This is a genomic window from Citrobacter sp. RHB36-C18 (assembly GCF_013814485.1).
GTDB classification, from domain to species: domain Bacteria; phylum Pseudomonadota; class Gammaproteobacteria; order Enterobacterales; family Enterobacteriaceae; genus Citrobacter; species Citrobacter braakii.
In genome coordinates this window covers 3,412,133-3,426,616 of record NZ_CP057125.1, presented here as the reverse complement: position 1 = coordinate 3,426,616, position 14,484 = coordinate 3,412,133, and the positions used below count along the sequence as shown (strand labels likewise).

The window sequence follows — 14,484 nt, the reverse complement described above, 5'->3', positions numbered from 1 at the left end:
GTTGAGTATGGAATTCAGTAACCCCTTCGATAATCCGCAGGGCCAGTTTTACATTCTGCAAAATCCCCAACGTCAGTTTAGCCTTTGGCCGCAGCAATGCTCACTTCCTGCTGGCTGGACGGTTGCGTGCGAACCCCAATCACAGGAAGCCTGCCAGCAATGGCTGGATGCCAACTGGACCACGCTAACGCCAGCGAACTACGTCGATGTGCAGGAGGCTCCATGACTCAACGTTTACCGTTAGTTGCGGCTCAGCCGGGGATCTGGATGGCGGAAAAACTCTCCACATTGCCCTCAGCGTGGAGCGTGGCGCACTACGTAGAATTAACCGGCGAACTGGACGCACCGTTGCTGGCGAAAGCGGTAGTGGCGGGTCTGGAGCAGGCCGATACTCTAAGGATGCGGTTTAGCGAAGATAACGGCGAGGTCTGGCAATGGGTAGACTCTGCGCTTGCCTTTGCGCCACCAGAAATTATCGATCTGCGCGAAAAATCCGATCCGCATGCGTCAGCGCGCGCATTGATGCAGGCAGACCTGCAGCAGGACATCCGTGCTGATGGCACTAAGCCGCTGGTTTTTCACCTGCTCATTCAGGTGGGAGAAAAGCGTTGGTATTGGTATCAGCGTTACCATCATCTGCTGGTTGATGGCTTCAGTTTCCCGGCCATTACCCGCCAGATAGCCGCGATTTACCGCGCATGGCTGCATGGCGAGCCCACGCCGGAATCACCTTTTACGCCATTTTCTGAGGTGGTAGAAGAGTATCAACAGTATCGGCAAAGCGATGCCTGGCAACGCGACGGCGCCTTCTGGACCGAGCAGCGAAAGCAACTCCCACCTCCGGCTTCGCTGTCTAACAAACCCCTGCCAGGGCGGTCGGCCAGCGCGGATATTATTCGTCTGAAGTTAACCGCGCCTGAAGGGGAGTTTCGCCGGCTTGCGGCACGTATGCCAGACGTTCAGCGTGCGGATCTGGCCCTTGCGCTGGTGGCGTTGTGGCTCGGACGTTTATGCAGCCGAATGGAATATGCCGCCGGGTTTATCTTTATGCGGCGTATGGGGTCGGCGGCGCTCACGTCCACCGGACCGGTTTTAAACGTCCTGCCATTTGGCGTGCAGTTGAATGCGGCAGAAAGCTTGCCTGCACTTGCCCAACGACTGGCCGCACAGTTGAAGAAAATGCGCCGACATCAGCGATATGATGCTGAGCAAATTGTTCGCGACAGCGGGCGCGCAGCCGGTGCCGAACCGCTGTTTGGCCCGGTACTGAACGTGAAAATATTCGACTATCAGCTGAATATTCCTGGCGTTCAGGCGCAAACCCATACGTTGGCGACAGGTCCGGTGAACGATCTGGAGCTGGCGCTGTTCCCGGATGAAAACGGCGGGCTGAGTATTGAAATCCTGGCCAATAAACAGCGCTACGATGCCGCGACGCTGGCGCAACATGCATCGCGGTTAACCGCGCTTATCGCGCAGTTTGCCGACAATCCGTCGCTATGCTGCGGTGACGCCGGGATGCTGTTGCCGACAGAATATGAGCGGCTGGCGAAGATTAACGACACGACCGTGGCGATCCCGTCCACCACGCTGAGTGCGCTGGTGGCACAGCAGGCCGATAAAACGCCGGATGCCCCGGCGCTGGCTGATGCCCGCTATCAGTTTAGCTATCGTGAAATGCGCCAACAGGTTGTGGCGCTGGCGCGCCGCCTGCGCGAGCGTGGCGTACAGCCTGGTGACAGCGTTGCCGTGGCATTACCGCGTTCCGTGTTCCTCACGCTGGCGCTGCACGGTATTGTTGAGGCGGGAGCCGCCTGGCTGCCATTGGATACCGGATACCCGGACGATCGCCTGCGGATGATGCTCGAAGACGCGAAGCCAAAATTGTTGATCGCGACCGAAGAGCAACTGGCGCGCTTTAGCGATATTCCGGAGCTGGAAAGTCTGTGCTACAACGCGCCGCTGCCAGAAGAGGATGCTGCACCGCTGGCGCTATCTCAACCTAATCATACGGCCTATATTATTTTTACTTCCGGTTCTACCGGCAGACCAAAAGGGGTGATGGTTGGGCAAACCGCCATCGTTAACCGTTTGCTGTGGATGCAAAATCACTATCCACTGACCGCGGATGATGTGGTGGCGCAAAAAACGCCGTGCAGTTTTGACGTCTCGGTATGGGAGTTTTTCTGGCCGTTTATTGCCGGGGCAAAACTGGTCATGGCAGAACCTGAAGCGCACCGCGATCCGCTGGCGATGCAGCAGTTCTTTGCGCAGTCAGGGGTGACGACCACGCACTTTGTTCCCTCTATGCTGGCCGCTTTTGTTGCTTCACTGACGCCGGAAACCGCGCGGGAGAGCTGTGCCTCGCTGAAACGGGTATTCTGCAGCGGCGAAGCCTTACCTGCAGATTTATGCCGCGAATGGGAACAGTTGACTCATGCGCCACTGCACAATTTATACGGGCCAACGGAAGCGGCAGTCGATGTGAGCTGGTATCCGGCCTGGGGGGACGATCTCGCTGCCGTAACGGGCAATAGCGTGCCGATTGGCTATCCGGTATGGAATACCGGTTTACGGATCCTGGACGCCATGATGCGCCCGGTGCCCTTTGGCGTGGCAGGTGATCTCTATCTGACGGGGATCCAACTGGCGCAAGGATACCTGGGGCGAGCGGATCTAACCGCGAGCCGCTTTATCGCCGATCCATTTAACCCTGGTGAACGTATGTACCGTACCGGGGATGTGGCGCGCTGGCTGGAGAATGGCGCAGTGGAATACCTCGGGCGCAGCGATGACCAGCTTAAAATTCGCGGACAGCGCATTGAGCTCGGTGAGATTGATCGGGTGATGCAGCAGCTGCCAGATGTCGAACATGCCGTTGCCCACGCCTGCGTATTCAACCAGGCGGCGGCGACAGGTGGCGATGCACGACAGTTGGTGGGGTATCTGGTGTCGCAATCGGGGTTACCGCTGGATACGTCTGCATTGCGGGAAACTCTGCGTGAAAAACTGCCTGCGCATATGGTGCCGACGGTATTGTTGCAACTGGCGGAGCTGCCGCTGAGTGCAAACGGTAAACTGGATCGTAAAGCGCTGCCGATGCCGCAGTTGACGTCGCGTACGTCAGGACGTGCGCCGCGAGCAGGGACTGAAACCGCCATCGCGCAGTCTTTTGCGGCTTTGCTGGATTGCGAGGTTAATGACGTAGAGGCTGACTTCTTTGCGCTTGGCGGACATTCGCTGCTGGCGATGAAACTGGCAGCGCAGTTGAGCCGGATTTTTGAGCGTCAGGTAACGCCTGGGCAGATAATGGTGGCTTCTACTGTTGAACAACTGAGTGCACTGCTGGAGAGCAATGATGATGAACAGTCGCAGCGTCTGGGATTCGAAACGCTGCTGCCGCTGCGTGAAAGTCATGGCCCAACGCTGTTTTGCTTCCATCCGGCGTCGGGTTTCGCCTGGCAGTTTAGCGTGCTGTCGCGTTACCTCAGTCCGCAGTGGTCGATTATTGGCATTCAGTCGCCGCGACCGGATGGCCCTATGCAGACGGCGGAAAACCTTGATGCGGTATGCGAACATCACCTGGCAACGCTGCTCAGCCAGCAGCCTCATGGTCCCTATTATTTATTAGGCTACTCGCTGGGGGGGACGTTGGCGCAGGGAATCGCCGCACGCTTACATGCCAGAGGAGAGACAGTTGCATTCCTGGGGCTTCTGGATACCTGGCCGCCGGAAACGCAAAACTGGCAGGAAAAGGAGGCCAATGGGTTGGATCCCGCGGTACTGGCCGAGATCGAGCGTGAACGTGAAGCGTTTCTGGCAGCGCAGCAGGGGAATGCGTCAGAGGCCTTATTTAATGCTATCGAAGGCAACTACGCCGATGCGGTTCGCCTGCTCACCACGGCACACAGCGTGCCGTTTGCTGGTCACGCTACGCTGTTCGTTGCTGAGCGCACCTTAGTGCCGGGTGTCAGTCCTGAACGCAGTTGGTCACCGTGGATATCCAGTCTGGATGTATATCGTCAGGACTGCGCGCATGTCGATATCATAACTCCTGAAGCGTTTGAGAAGATTGGGCCTGTCATGCGTGACCTGCTCCAAAATATCCAATAAACGTCATCGGGTCAGCGTGTTAAACGCTGACCCGTGTAGTCATCCCTATAGAGATGACTGGGTATGAATTTTCGGTGTACGCCCAAGCGGCACCACTAACGGCGTTCCGGCAACCGGATCGTCGATAATCATACAGCGCAGACCATAGATTTTTTCAATAAGCTGCGCGGTGACGATCTCTTTCGGCGCACCCTCGGCAACAATTTTTCCGTCACGCAACGCAATCAGATGCGTCGCATAGCGACACGCCTGATTAAGATCGTGCAGAACGGCGGCCAGCGTATACCCTTTCTCCCGGTTTAGCTCACTCAGCAGCTCCAGCAGATCGATCTGATGGCTGATATCCAGCCAGGTGGTAGGTTCATCGAGCAGCATAATCGACGTTTCCTGCGCCAGCACCATCGCAATCCATGCGCGCTGGCGTTGTCCACCGGAAAGGGTATCCACACTTTGTGACGCAAGATGAGTGATTCCCGTCGCCTGCATTGCGTTTGAGACCGCGATTTCATCCTCATTTCGCCAACGGGTAAACAATGGCTGGTGCGGGTAGCGCCCACGGGCAACCAGCTCCTGTACCGTAATATCACCTGGCGTGGTGGCGTTCTGCGCCAACAAACCTATTCTGCGAGCAACCTCTTTGCTGGCATAGTGCTGGATATGCTCGCCGTCGAGCCAGACCTTACCGTGCGCGGGCGTCATTAGACGACTAAGCGTGCGCAGTAGCGTTGATTTTCCGCAGCCGTTTGGCCCGATAATTGCGGTGAAGTGACCGTCTGGAATCGACACATTGAGGTTTTCCGCTACGGTAAATTTGCCATAACCCAGCGTTAACTGGTCGCCACGCAAACGGGCTACTGATTCGATCATTTTTTGCGGGACTCCTGAATTAACAAGACGATAAGATAAATACCGCCGAGGCTTACGGTGACAACGCCCACCGGAAGCTGATAAGGCATAAACAGCTGTTGGGCGCATAAATCCGCCATCAACAGCAGCAACGCGCCACACAGCGCCGACAGGGTTAATCCCCAGCGCGATGTGCCGCTAATCCGCCGCGCGATATGTGGGGCGACAAGGGCAATAAACGAGATAGGGCCAGCCAGCGCGGTGGCGGCAGCGGTCAGTACAACCGCAACCAGCATCATCATCAGACGTGAGCGCTCTACGCTGACGCCAAGCGCACAGGCACTGTCATCACCCATTTCCAGTAAACGCATCCGGCGCACCAGCAGCGTGGCGCACACCAGCATAAGGATAATCAGTGGGGCAGAAGGCCAGGTTTTGGCCCAGGTCAGGCCATTGAGCGATCCGGCGTTCCACAGTCCGGCGGTCAGCGCGGTTTCTAATGATGCCTTCAGCAGTAGCCAGGTGTTGAACGCAACCAGCATGGCGCGTATGCCGATCCCAATAATAATCAGCCGGAAGGTGTCGATACCATTGCGCCAGGCGAGCGCCCAGACCACCAGAGACGTCAGGACCCCGCCAACCATGGCCGCAAGCGCGATAGCGGTGAGATGCTGTCCGAACAGCACCATTGCCACCAGCACACCGCTCCAGGCACCGGTATTGAAACCCATCACATCCGGGCTGCCCAGCGGGTTGCGCATCAGCGACTGGAATATTGCACCGCTCACGCCGAGCGCCGCGCCAATCAATAGCGCCATCAGCACGCGTGGCAAACGCCATTCGGTCACCACCAGCGTAATACTGCGCGGCGCATCGCCAAGCAGAGCGGCAATAATTTGCTGGGTTTCCAGCGTAACGACGCCGCTACGCAGGCTCCACAAGCCAACGGCGAGACAACCTACAACCAGCAGCAGGCTGCTGACTATCAGGCGGCGGGAGAGGTGCATCATGCGCCACCCTCGCGCGGTTTCCGGCGTACCAGAAAGATAAGCACCGGCGCGCCGATAAATGCGCTGACCACTGAAACGCGCAGTTCGCCGGGGACAATCAGGCGACCGATGATATCGGCAATTAGCAACAGAGAGGGGGTTGCCAGCAGGGTAACGGGCAGCGACCAACGGTGATCTGCCCCCACCAGCCAGCGCGCCATATGCGGCATCATCAGGCCGATAAAGGCGATAGGGCCGACAATCGCGGTCGCACTGCCGCACAGTACGGTAATCACCAACAGGCCAATAAACTGCGTGCGAGCGACTTTGCTGCCAAGCGCGGTGGCGGTGTCGCTCCCGAGGCTCAGGCTATTCAGAGCACGGCTAAGGAACAACGCGATAGCCGCGGCAATCAGTACCGGCACCAGGACGACCTTCAGCGTTTGCAGGCTGCGGATATCCAATGAACCGGCCTGCCAGAAACGCAACTGATCGTAGACATCCGGGTTGAGCAGGGCGATTCCGGTGGATAATCCTTCCAGCACCGCGCCCAGCGCAACGCCCGCCAGCGTCAGGCGTACCGGGCTTAACTGCCCGCCGCCCTGGCTGCCGGTAAAGGCCACTATAAGCGACGCGACCAGCGCCCCGGAAAAGGCCATCAGCAGTTGCTCTTGCGCAGAGGAAAAACCGAACAGCGCGGCTCCCAGCACAATAGCGAAGCTGGCTCCGGAGTTAACGCCCAGAATGCCGGGATCGGCGAGAGGGTTACGTGTGAGCGTTTGCATTAATGCACCAGCCAGACCCAGCGCCCCACCGGCGAGAAGCCCCGCCAGCGTGCGCGGCAGTCGCGCGTCCAGCACGATGGTGCAATCAGCGCTTTGACAACTGCTGGTAAGTGCATCCAGCACCACGGAGGCAGGTAGCGACTTGGCGCCAATAACCAGACTTAATACCGTGGTGAGAACAAGTAATAACAATAGTCCGGGCACGGCGAAGGCACGTGTCGCGGAAACAGAGCATGACATATCAACTTCCCTGATAATGATAGTAATTATCGTTATCGATCTTATTTAGATATGTTAGCATGTGCAGCCATCTAATGGATATTGAAAAAGTACCTGGTAAGGCTCTGTAATGAATCGACAATCCTGGCTGCTCAATCTCAGCCTGTTAAAGACCCACCCTGCATTTCGCGCCGTCTTCCTCGCCCGTTTTATTTCCATTGTCTCTCTGGGGCTACTCGGCGTGGCGGTTCCGGTACAGATCCAGATGATGACCCAGTCGACCTGGCAGGTAGGTTTGTCAGTAACGTTGACCGGCAGCGCAATGTTTATTGGTCTGATGGTGGGCGGGGTGCTGGCCGACCGCTATGAGCGTAAAAAAGTGATCCTGTTGGCTCGTGGAACTTGCGGAATCGGCTTTATTGGCCTGTGTCTGAATGCGCTGCTGCCCGAACCGTCGTTACTGGCGATTTATTTGCTTGGCTTATGGGACGGTTTCTTTGCCTCGCTGGGCGTGACCGCGTTGCTGGCGGCAACACCGGCGCTGGTTGGTCGGGAGAATTTGATGCAGGCCGGGGCGATTACCATGTTGACGGTACGTCTGGGTTCGGTTATTTCGCCGATGCTTGGCGGGGTATTGCTCGCGACCGGTGGCGTGGCCTGGAACTACGGTCTGGCGGCGGCGGGCACTTTCATTACCTTGCTGCCGTTGCTGAGCCTTCCCGCGCTGCCGCCTCCGACTCAGCCGCGCGAGCATCCGTTAAAATCGCTGCTGGCAGCATTTCGCTTTCTGCTTGCCAGCCCGCTGATTGGCGGCATTGCGCTGCTTGGCGGTCTGTTGACTATGGCGAGCGCCGTGCGCGTGTTGTATCCCGCGTTGGCGATTAACTGGCAAATGTCGAGTGCGCAAATAGGTCTGCTGTATGCGGCCATTCCTCTTGGCGCGGCGGTGGGCGCGTTGACCAGCGGACAACTGGCGCACAGCGTTCGTCCGGGACTGATCATGCTGGTATCGACCGTGGCTTCGTTCCTGGCTATCGGTCTGTTTGGGTTGATGCCGGTCTGGGAGCTTGGCGTTGTCTGCCTGGCGCTGTTCGGCTGGCTGAGTGCGGTCAGCTCTTTGTTGCAGTACACCCTGTTACAGACGCAGACGCCAGAAGAGATGCTCGGGCGAATTAACGGTTTGTGGACTGCGCAGAACGTTACAGGAGATGCGATCGGCGCGGCGCTGTTAGGGGGGTTGGGGGCGATGATGACACCGGTTGCTTCGGCAAGCGTAAGTGGGTTTGGGCTGGTGATTGTCGGTCTGCTACTGCTGCTGTTGCTGGGAGAAGTGCGCCGATTCCGACAAATGCCTGTGAATGCCGGATAGCGTTGTCCTCTACGGTTTGTAGGCCGGATAAGGCGTTAGCCGTATCCGGCGCTGGCGATTAAAAGAGAGCTGACAGACGTTGCAGCAGCAAGGTCGCGCTGTAGTAGTCGAGACGGAAGGTTTCCGTACCCAGGGCGTAAACACGTTTATTCTGCACGGCAGGCAGATGTGCCAGCAGCGGATTAGCATAAATGGCGTCGGCATCTTTGTTGTCGCCAGCGAACAGGAACAGCGCTTCGCCGTTCAGACCAGCCGCCAGGTTCTCACCGCCAAGCTGGATGATATCGTGGCGTTTGCCCTGACTCTGGCTGGTGTGCAATCCGGCAGGCAGCGGTGCCAGGGTGAAACCTAACTGCTCCATCAGCTTGCCCTGCGCCGACTCAGGCGTCCACAGGTTAGCGCTGTGCGCTGCAGCGGTGTATACCAGCGCGCTGACCGGTTGCGGCGGCAGGGTAATACGCTGCTTGACCGCCTGCAGTTGCTTATCAAACTCGGCAATACGCGCAGCCGCCTGTTGCTCCTGACCGGTAATTTCACCTAACTGCGTCAGCAGCGCCTGCCAGCTTTTGTCGTCGTAATTAATGATTAGCGTTGGCGCAATGGTGGACAGCTGATCGTATAGCGCGAGGGCTGAATCTCCCCCGGTGGCGCTGATCAGAATCAGATCCGGCATTTGCGCTGCCACGGCCTCAGCGCTCGGTTCGCCGATATACAGGCGGCTCAGTTTGCGCGCTTTTGCCACTTCGCTCCACTGGCGTAAAAAGCCCTGTGCATCGCCGATGCGATTGTTCGGCGTAGTAGCGCCGCTGGCGATGACCGGGGCATCAATTGCCAGCAGCGAGCCGGTGAGGGTGACGCTGGTGGAGACAATTCGCTGCGGCTTATGTTCCAGCGTATGCGTACCACGACTGTCGGTAACCTGACGCGGCCAGTCGGCTGCATAACCTAAAGAAATTCCTGAAATAGACAAACCTGCCAGTAAGAGCACGGTGCGGCAAAAAGAGGGGAGACTCACGAATCAGCATCCTGTTATCAGTATAAGTAATGCTTCTCATTTTCATTGTTAGTGGACAAGGATGCAAGCCAAAGGCGCACATTGTGCTGCCACAAGAGTTGACATACCGCCGCTTTGCTTTTAGGTTAGCGACCGAAAATATAAATGATAATCATTATTAGAGCTTTTATCATTTTTGGAGGATGATATGGAAACGTCACTGGCCGAGGAAAAAACGCAGACTATGCCGACGCTCGCTCCCGACAGTTTTTTCTTTATGTCGCCGTACCGTAGTTTTACGACGTCAGGATGCTTCGCCCGCTATGCGGAACCGGCAATTGATGGCGATTCGCCAGACAGCCCTTTCCAACAAAAAATGCATGCACTGTTTGCTGATGCCAAAGCGCAGGGTATCGCTAACCCCATCATGGTCGGGGCGATTCCTTTTGACACCCGCCAGCCGTCATCGCTGTTTATTCCCCAGTCATGGCAGACGTTCTCCCGAACGGCGAAGCAGCAATCATCTCGTTACTTTAACGCGCATCAGTCGCTGAACGTTGTTGAACGTAAATCGATCCCGGAACAGAACTTCTTTGAAGATATGGTCGCTCGCGCGGCTGCGCTGACGGCAACCCCTGAAGTCGACAAAGTGGTGTTGTCACGCCTGATCGATATCACCGCTGATGCCAATATTGACAGCGGGGCGCTGCTGGAGCGCCTGGTGGCGCAAAATCCGGCGAGCTACAACTTTCACGTTCCCCTTGAAGACGGTGGCGTATTGATTGGCGCCAGTCCGGAACTGCTGTTACGCAAAGAAGGCGATCGTTTCAGCTCATTACCGCTGGCAGGCTCGGCACGACGTCAACCGGACGATGTGCTGGACCGTGAGGCGGGCATCCGCCTGCTGGCGTCCGAAAAGGATCGCCATGAGCACGAACTGGTGACGCAGGCCATGAAAAATGTCCTGCGCGATCGCAGCCGTGAACTGCAACTCCCTTCTTCTCCGCAACTGGTCACCACGCCTACGCTCTGGCACCTCGGCACGCCGTTTGAGGGTAAAGCCAACGCGCATGAAAACGCCCTGACGCTCGCGTGCCTGCTGCATCCGACGCCTGCGCTGAGCGGCTTCCCGCATCAGGTTGCGCGCAAACTTATCGCCGAGCTGGAGCCGTTCGATCGCGAACTGTTCGGTGGCATTGTCGGCTGGTGTGATGCCCAAGGCAACGGCGAATGGGTGGTGACGATCCGTTGTGCGAAGCTGCTGCGTAATCAGGTACGTTTCTTTGCCGGTGCCGGGATTGTTCCGGCTTCGTCCCCGGTTGCGGAATGGCGTGAAACGGGAGCCAAACTCTCCACGATGTTGAATGTTTTTGGACTGCATTAAGAGCCTTATTGACCAGGCCTCTAAGGAGCGATAATGAGTATTCCTTTCACCCGTTGGCCGGAGGAGTTTGCCCGCCGCTATCGTGAAAAAGGTTACTGGCAGGATTTGCCGCTGACCGACATTCTGACCCGTCACGCCGACAGCGACCATACGGCGGTGATCGATGGCGAACGCCACCTGAGCTATCGCCAACTGAATCAGGCCACTGACAATCTCGCCTGCAGCCTGCGCCGTCAGGGGATCAAACCCGGCGAAACCGCGCTGGTGCAACTGGGCAACGTGGCTGAGTTGTATATCACTTTCTTTGCGCTGCTCAAGCTGGGTGTAGCCCCGGTGCTGGCATTATTCAGCCATCAGCGAAACGAACTTAACGCCTATGCCAAACAGATCGAACCTGCGCTGCTGATTGCCGATCGTCAGCATGCGTTGTTTAGCGGAGACGATTTTCTTAACGCTTTTGTGGCTGAACACAATTCAGTGCGCGTGGTGCAACTGCGCAATGACGAAGGCGAACACAATCTGCAAACGGCGATAAGCCAGCCTGCGACTGATTTTTCCGCCACGCCATCGCCTGCTGATGAGGTGGCCTATTTCCAGCTTTCAGGCGGGACTACCGGGACGCCAAAGCTGATTCCTCGTACCCATAACGATTACTACTACAGCGTGCGTCGCAGCAATGAGATTTGCCGCTTCACCGGGGAAACGCGTTATTTATGCGCGATCCCGGCGGCGCATAACTACGCGATGAGTTCGCCTGGCGCGTTGGGGGTATTCCTGGCTGGCGGCACCGTCGTGCTGGCGGCTGACCCGAGCGCCACCCTGTGCTTCCCTCTGATTGAACAGCATCAGGTTAACGTCACGGCGCTGGTGCCGCCAGCGGTGAGCCTGTGGCTGCAGGCAGTTGCGGAGTGGGGGAGCAATGCGCAATTGGCTTCGCTGACGCTGCTACAGGTCGGTGGGGCACGGCTTTCCGCCTCGCTTGCGGCGCGTATTCCGGCGGAGATTGGCTGCCAACTGCAGCAGGTCTTCGGCATGGCGGAAGGGCTGGTGAACTACACCCGTCTGGACGACAGCCCTGAACGCATCATCAATACCCAGGGCCGCCCGATGTGTCCCGATGATGAAGTCTGGGTAGCAGACGCTGACGGCAACCCTTTAGCCCAGGGAGAAACCGGGCGCCTGATGACGCGTGGCCCATACACCTTCCGCGGTTACTTCAAAAGTCCTGAGCACAATGCCAGCGCCTTTGACGCCAACGGTTTTTACTGCTCCGGCGATCTGATCGCCATCGATCGAGATGGCTACATCACCGTCCAGGGACGCGAGAAGGATCAGATCAACCGCGGTGGAGAGAAGATCGCTGCAGAAGAGATTGAAAACCTGCTGCTGCGCCACCCGATGGTGATCCATGCCGCGCTGGTCAGTATGGATGATGAACTGATGGGCGAGAAAAGCTGTGCCTGGTTGGTGGTAAAAGAGCCGCTGCGAGCGGTGCAGGTGCGTCGTTTTCTACGCGAACAGGGCGTAGCGGAATTTAAATTACCTGACCGCGTGGAGTGCGTTGAGTCGTTACCGCTGACTCCGGTTGGGAAAGTAGATAAAAAACAATTACGTCAGTGGCTGGCATCACGTTCACTGGCCTGAAGGAGAATAAGAGATGGCAATTCCTAAACTGCAGGCTTATGCGCTACCCACGGCGCTTGATGTTCCGGTGAACAAAGTGGACTGGGCGTTTGACCCCGAACGCGCCGCGCTGCTGATCCACGACATGCAGGACTATTTTATCGGCTTTTGGGGCGATAACTGCCCGATGATGGAGCAGGTCGTCGCTAACATCGCCGCACTGCGTCAGTACTGCAAAGAGCATAACATTCCGGTGTATTACACCGCTCAGCCGAAAGAACAGAGTGATGAAGACCGCGCACTGCTCAATGATATGTGGGGACCGGGACTGACGCGTTCGCCGGAACAGCAAAAAATCGTAGAGGCGCTGGCGCCGGATGAAGCGGATACCATTCTGGTGAAATGGCGTTACAGCGCATTTCATCGCTCCCCGCTGGAACAGATGCTTAAGGAAACCGGACGTAATCAACTGATCATTACCGGCGTGTATGCGCATATTGGCTGTATGACCACCGCAACGGACGCCTTTATGCGCGACATCAAGCCGTTTATGGTTGCCGATGCGTTGGCAGACTTTAGCCGTGACGAACATCTGATGTCGCTGAAATACGTGGCGGGACGCTCCGGGCGTGTGGTGATGACTCAGGAATTATTACCGACGCCGGTACCGGCCAGCAAAGATGCGTTACGCAGCATTATTCTTCCGCTGCTCGATGAGTCCGAAGAACCGATGGATGACGAAAACCTGATCGACTACGGACTGGATTCCGTGCGCATGATGGCGCTGGCGGCGCGCTGGCGTAAGGTTCATGGCGATATTGACTTCGTGATGCTGGCGAAAAAACCGACCATTGACGCCTGGTGGACGCTGCTCTCTCGCGAGATGAAGTAATGTCTGGATTTGACTTCGCAGGGAAAACCGTCTGGGTAACCGGCGCGGGAAAAGGGATTGGCTACACCACGGCGCTGGCGTTTGTGAAAGCGGGTGCTGAGGTGACAGGATTCGATCGCGAATTTTCTCAGAATAACTACCCGTTTGCCACCGAAGTGCTGGATGTGGCGAATGCTGAACAGGTGGCTGAGGTGTGTCAGCGCGTCCTGCAAACGCGCGAGCGGTTGGATGTGTTGGTCAATGCGGCGGGTATTTTGCGTATGGGGGCCACCGATGCGCTGAGCATTGAGGAGTGGCTGCAGACGTTTGCGGTTAACGTTGGTGGGGCGTTCAATCTGTTTCAGCAGACGATGGCGCAGTTTCGTCGCCAGCAGGGCGGGGCAATCGTGACCGTCGCGTCGGATGCGGCGCACACGCCGCGTATCGGTATGAGCGCATACGGTGCGTCAAAAGCCGCGCTGAAAAACCTGGCACTGACCGTCGGACTTGAACTGGCAGGCAGCGGTGTGCGTTGCAATGTTGTTTCGCCAGGCTCGACCGACACCGACATGCAGCGTACGTTGTGGGTCAGCGATGACGCGGAGCAACAGCGCATTCGTGGGTTTGGCGAGCAGTTTAAGCTCGGCATTCCACTGAGGAAAATCGCTCGTCCACAGGAAATCGCTAACACGATTTTATTCCTCGCTTCCGATCTGGCGAGCCACATTACGCTTCAGGATATCGTGGTGGACGGCGGCTCCACGCTGGGGGCATGACGATGATCTGGAAACGTCATTTAACGCTGGATGAACTGAATGCCACCAGTCAGAACACGATGGTGGCGCATTTAGGCATGGTCTATACCCGACTGGGGGATGATGTGCTGGAAGCCGAAATGCCGGTGGATAGCCGGACGCATCAGCCGTTTGGTCTGCTGCACGGCGGCGCGTCGGCGGCCCTGGCGGAAACATTGGGTTCGATGGCGGGTTATCTGATGACTCGCGACGGACAGTGTGTGGTGGGTACGGAACTGAACGCCACGCACCATCGGGCGGTTGCGCAGGGGAAAGTGCGCGGCGTTTGCCAGCCGTTGCACCTCGGGCGTCAGAGTCAAAGCTGGGAAATCGTCATCTTTGATGAGCAGGGACGACGCTGTTGTACCTGTCGTTTAGGCACTGCGGTGATGGGGTGAGTCGCCCGACAAAGTAAAATGAAATTGCAGGGTTAACGGCTAAATGAAGTGATCCAGTTAACAATGCAATGTAAATACTCAGTGATACTTCGGGTTTAC

12 protein-coding genes are annotated in these 14,484 nt (G+C 57.2%); 8 read left to right on the top strand and 4 right to left on the bottom strand.

The window, feature by feature from the left end; translation table 11 throughout:
• The first annotated feature begins 7 nt into the window (after positions 1 to 7).
• Both HVZ52_RS16495 and entF read left to right on the top strand, forming a co-directional pair.
• The gene (locus tag HVZ52_RS16495) at positions 8 to 226 is read left to right on the top strand and encodes an MbtH family protein (RefSeq protein WP_016152190.1); all 219 of its coding nucleotides are present in this window, start codon (positions 8 to 10) and stop codon (positions 224 to 226) included.
• The gene (gene entF / locus HVZ52_RS16490; protein ID WP_181598476.1) at positions 223 to 4,113 is read left to right on the top strand and encodes an enterobactin non-ribosomal peptide synthetase EntF; all 3,891 of its coding nucleotides are present in this window, start codon (positions 223 to 225) and stop codon (positions 4,111 to 4,113) included. The genes HVZ52_RS16495 and entF overlap by 4 nt, the downstream gene beginning before the upstream one ends.
• 45 nt (positions 4,114 to 4,158) lie before the next feature.
• Here entF and fepC read toward each other — a convergent pair whose 3' ends face one another.
• From fepC to fepD, 3 genes are read right to left on the bottom strand one after another with little or no spacing between them, the layout of a single operon-like run.
• Positions 4,159 to 4,980: an iron-enterobactin ABC transporter ATP-binding protein gene (gene fepC, locus HVZ52_RS16485; RefSeq protein WP_016152192.1), complete on the bottom strand. Its 822-nt coding sequence runs from the start codon at positions 4,978 to 4,980 to the stop codon at positions 4,159 to 4,161.
• Positions 4,977 to 5,969 carry an iron-enterobactin ABC transporter permease gene (gene fepG, locus HVZ52_RS16480; RefSeq protein WP_016152193.1) on the bottom strand — a complete coding sequence of 331 codons (993 nt, stop codon included), beginning with the start codon at positions 5,967 to 5,969 and terminating at the stop codon, positions 4,977 to 4,979. Before fepG ends, fepC begins: the two co-directional genes overlap by 4 nt.
• Positions 5,966 to 6,973 (bottom strand): Fe(3+)-siderophore ABC transporter permease, encoded by a 1,008-nt coding sequence (gene fepD / locus HVZ52_RS16475; RefSeq protein WP_181598475.1) that lies wholly within the window; start codon positions 6,971 to 6,973, stop codon positions 5,966 to 5,968. Before fepD ends, fepG begins: the two co-directional genes overlap by 4 nt.
• Positions 6,974 to 7,082: 109 nt before the next feature.
• Between fepD and entS the strand changes: the two genes are divergently transcribed.
• Positions 7,083 to 8,321: an enterobactin transporter EntS gene (gene entS / locus HVZ52_RS16470; protein ID WP_181598474.1), complete on the top strand. Its 1,239-nt coding sequence runs from the start codon at positions 7,083 to 7,085 to the stop codon at positions 8,319 to 8,321.
• Positions 8,322 to 8,379: 58 nt separating this feature from the next.
• Here the strand turns inward: entS and fepB are convergent, their stop codons facing one another.
• Positions 8,380 to 9,336 carry a Fe2+-enterobactin ABC transporter substrate-binding protein gene (gene fepB, locus HVZ52_RS16465; protein ID WP_046275114.1) on the bottom strand — a complete coding sequence of 319 codons (957 nt, stop codon included), beginning with the start codon at positions 9,334 to 9,336 and terminating at the stop codon, positions 8,380 to 8,382.
• A 187-nt stretch (positions 9,337 to 9,523) separates the two neighbouring features.
• On the opposite strand from fepB, the gene entC reads away from it, so the two are divergent.
• From entC to entH, 5 genes are read left to right on the top strand one after another with little or no spacing between them, the layout of a single operon-like run.
• A complete protein-coding gene (gene entC, locus HVZ52_RS16460) occupies positions 9,524 to 10,699 on the top strand; it encodes an isochorismate synthase EntC (RefSeq protein WP_181598473.1) in 1,176 nt (391 codons plus the stop codon).
• Between the two features lie 33 nt (positions 10,700 to 10,732).
• The gene (entE, locus tag HVZ52_RS16455) at positions 10,733 to 12,343 is read left to right on the top strand and encodes a (2,3-dihydroxybenzoyl)adenylate synthase EntE (protein ID WP_103929005.1); all 1,611 of its coding nucleotides are present in this window, start codon (positions 10,733 to 10,735) and stop codon (positions 12,341 to 12,343) included.
• A 13-nt stretch (positions 12,344 to 12,356) separates the two neighbouring features.
• The gene (locus HVZ52_RS16450; RefSeq protein ID WP_181598472.1) at positions 12,357 to 13,214 is read left to right on the top strand and encodes an isochorismatase; all 858 of its coding nucleotides are present in this window, start codon (positions 12,357 to 12,359) and stop codon (positions 13,212 to 13,214) included.
• Complete coding sequence (gene entA, locus HVZ52_RS16445) at positions 13,214 to 13,969, top strand: 2,3-dihydro-2,3-dihydroxybenzoate dehydrogenase EntA (protein WP_181598471.1); 756 nt, start codon at positions 13,214 to 13,216, stop codon at positions 13,967 to 13,969. The genes HVZ52_RS16450 and entA overlap by 1 nt, the downstream gene beginning before the upstream one ends.
• A gap of 2 nt (positions 13,970 to 13,971) precedes the next feature.
• Positions 13,972 to 14,385, top strand: a complete 414-nt coding sequence (gene entH / locus HVZ52_RS16440; RefSeq protein WP_029139447.1) for a proofreading thioesterase EntH — start codon at positions 13,972 to 13,974, stop codon at positions 14,383 to 14,385.
• Positions 14,386 to 14,484: the final 99 nt, after the last annotated feature.

Excerpts from the sequence above, each read along its gene's own strand:
- HVZ52_RS16495 (WP_016152190.1), top strand. The coding sequence starts at position 8 with ATGGAATTCAGTAACCCCTTCGATAATCCGCAGGGCCAGTTTTACATT.
- entF (WP_181598476.1), top strand. The coding sequence starts at position 223 with ATGACTCAACGTTTACCGTTAGTTGCGGCTCAGCCGGGGATCTGGATG.
- fepC (WP_016152192.1), bottom strand. The coding sequence starts at position 4,980 with ATGATCGAATCAGTAGCCCGTTTGCGTGGCGACCAGTTAACGCTGGGT.
- fepG (WP_016152193.1), bottom strand. The coding sequence starts at position 5,969 with ATGATGCACCTCTCCCGCCGCCTGATAGTCAGCAGCCTGCTGCTGGTT.
- fepD (WP_181598475.1), bottom strand. The coding sequence starts at position 6,973 with ATGTCATGCTCTGTTTCCGCGACACGTGCCTTCGCCGTGCCCGGACTA.
- entS (WP_181598474.1), top strand. The coding sequence starts at position 7,083 with ATGAATCGACAATCCTGGCTGCTCAATCTCAGCCTGTTAAAGACCCAC.
- entC (WP_181598473.1), top strand. The coding sequence starts at position 9,524 with ATGGAAACGTCACTGGCCGAGGAAAAAACGCAGACTATGCCGACGCTC.
- entE (WP_103929005.1), top strand. The coding sequence starts at position 10,733 with ATGAGTATTCCTTTCACCCGTTGGCCGGAGGAGTTTGCCCGCCGCTAT.
- HVZ52_RS16450 (WP_181598472.1), top strand. The coding sequence starts at position 12,357 with ATGGCAATTCCTAAACTGCAGGCTTATGCGCTACCCACGGCGCTTGAT.
- entA (WP_181598471.1), top strand. The coding sequence starts at position 13,214 with ATGTCTGGATTTGACTTCGCAGGGAAAACCGTCTGGGTAACCGGCGCG.
- entH (WP_029139447.1), top strand. The coding sequence starts at position 13,972 with ATGATCTGGAAACGTCATTTAACGCTGGATGAACTGAATGCCACCAGT.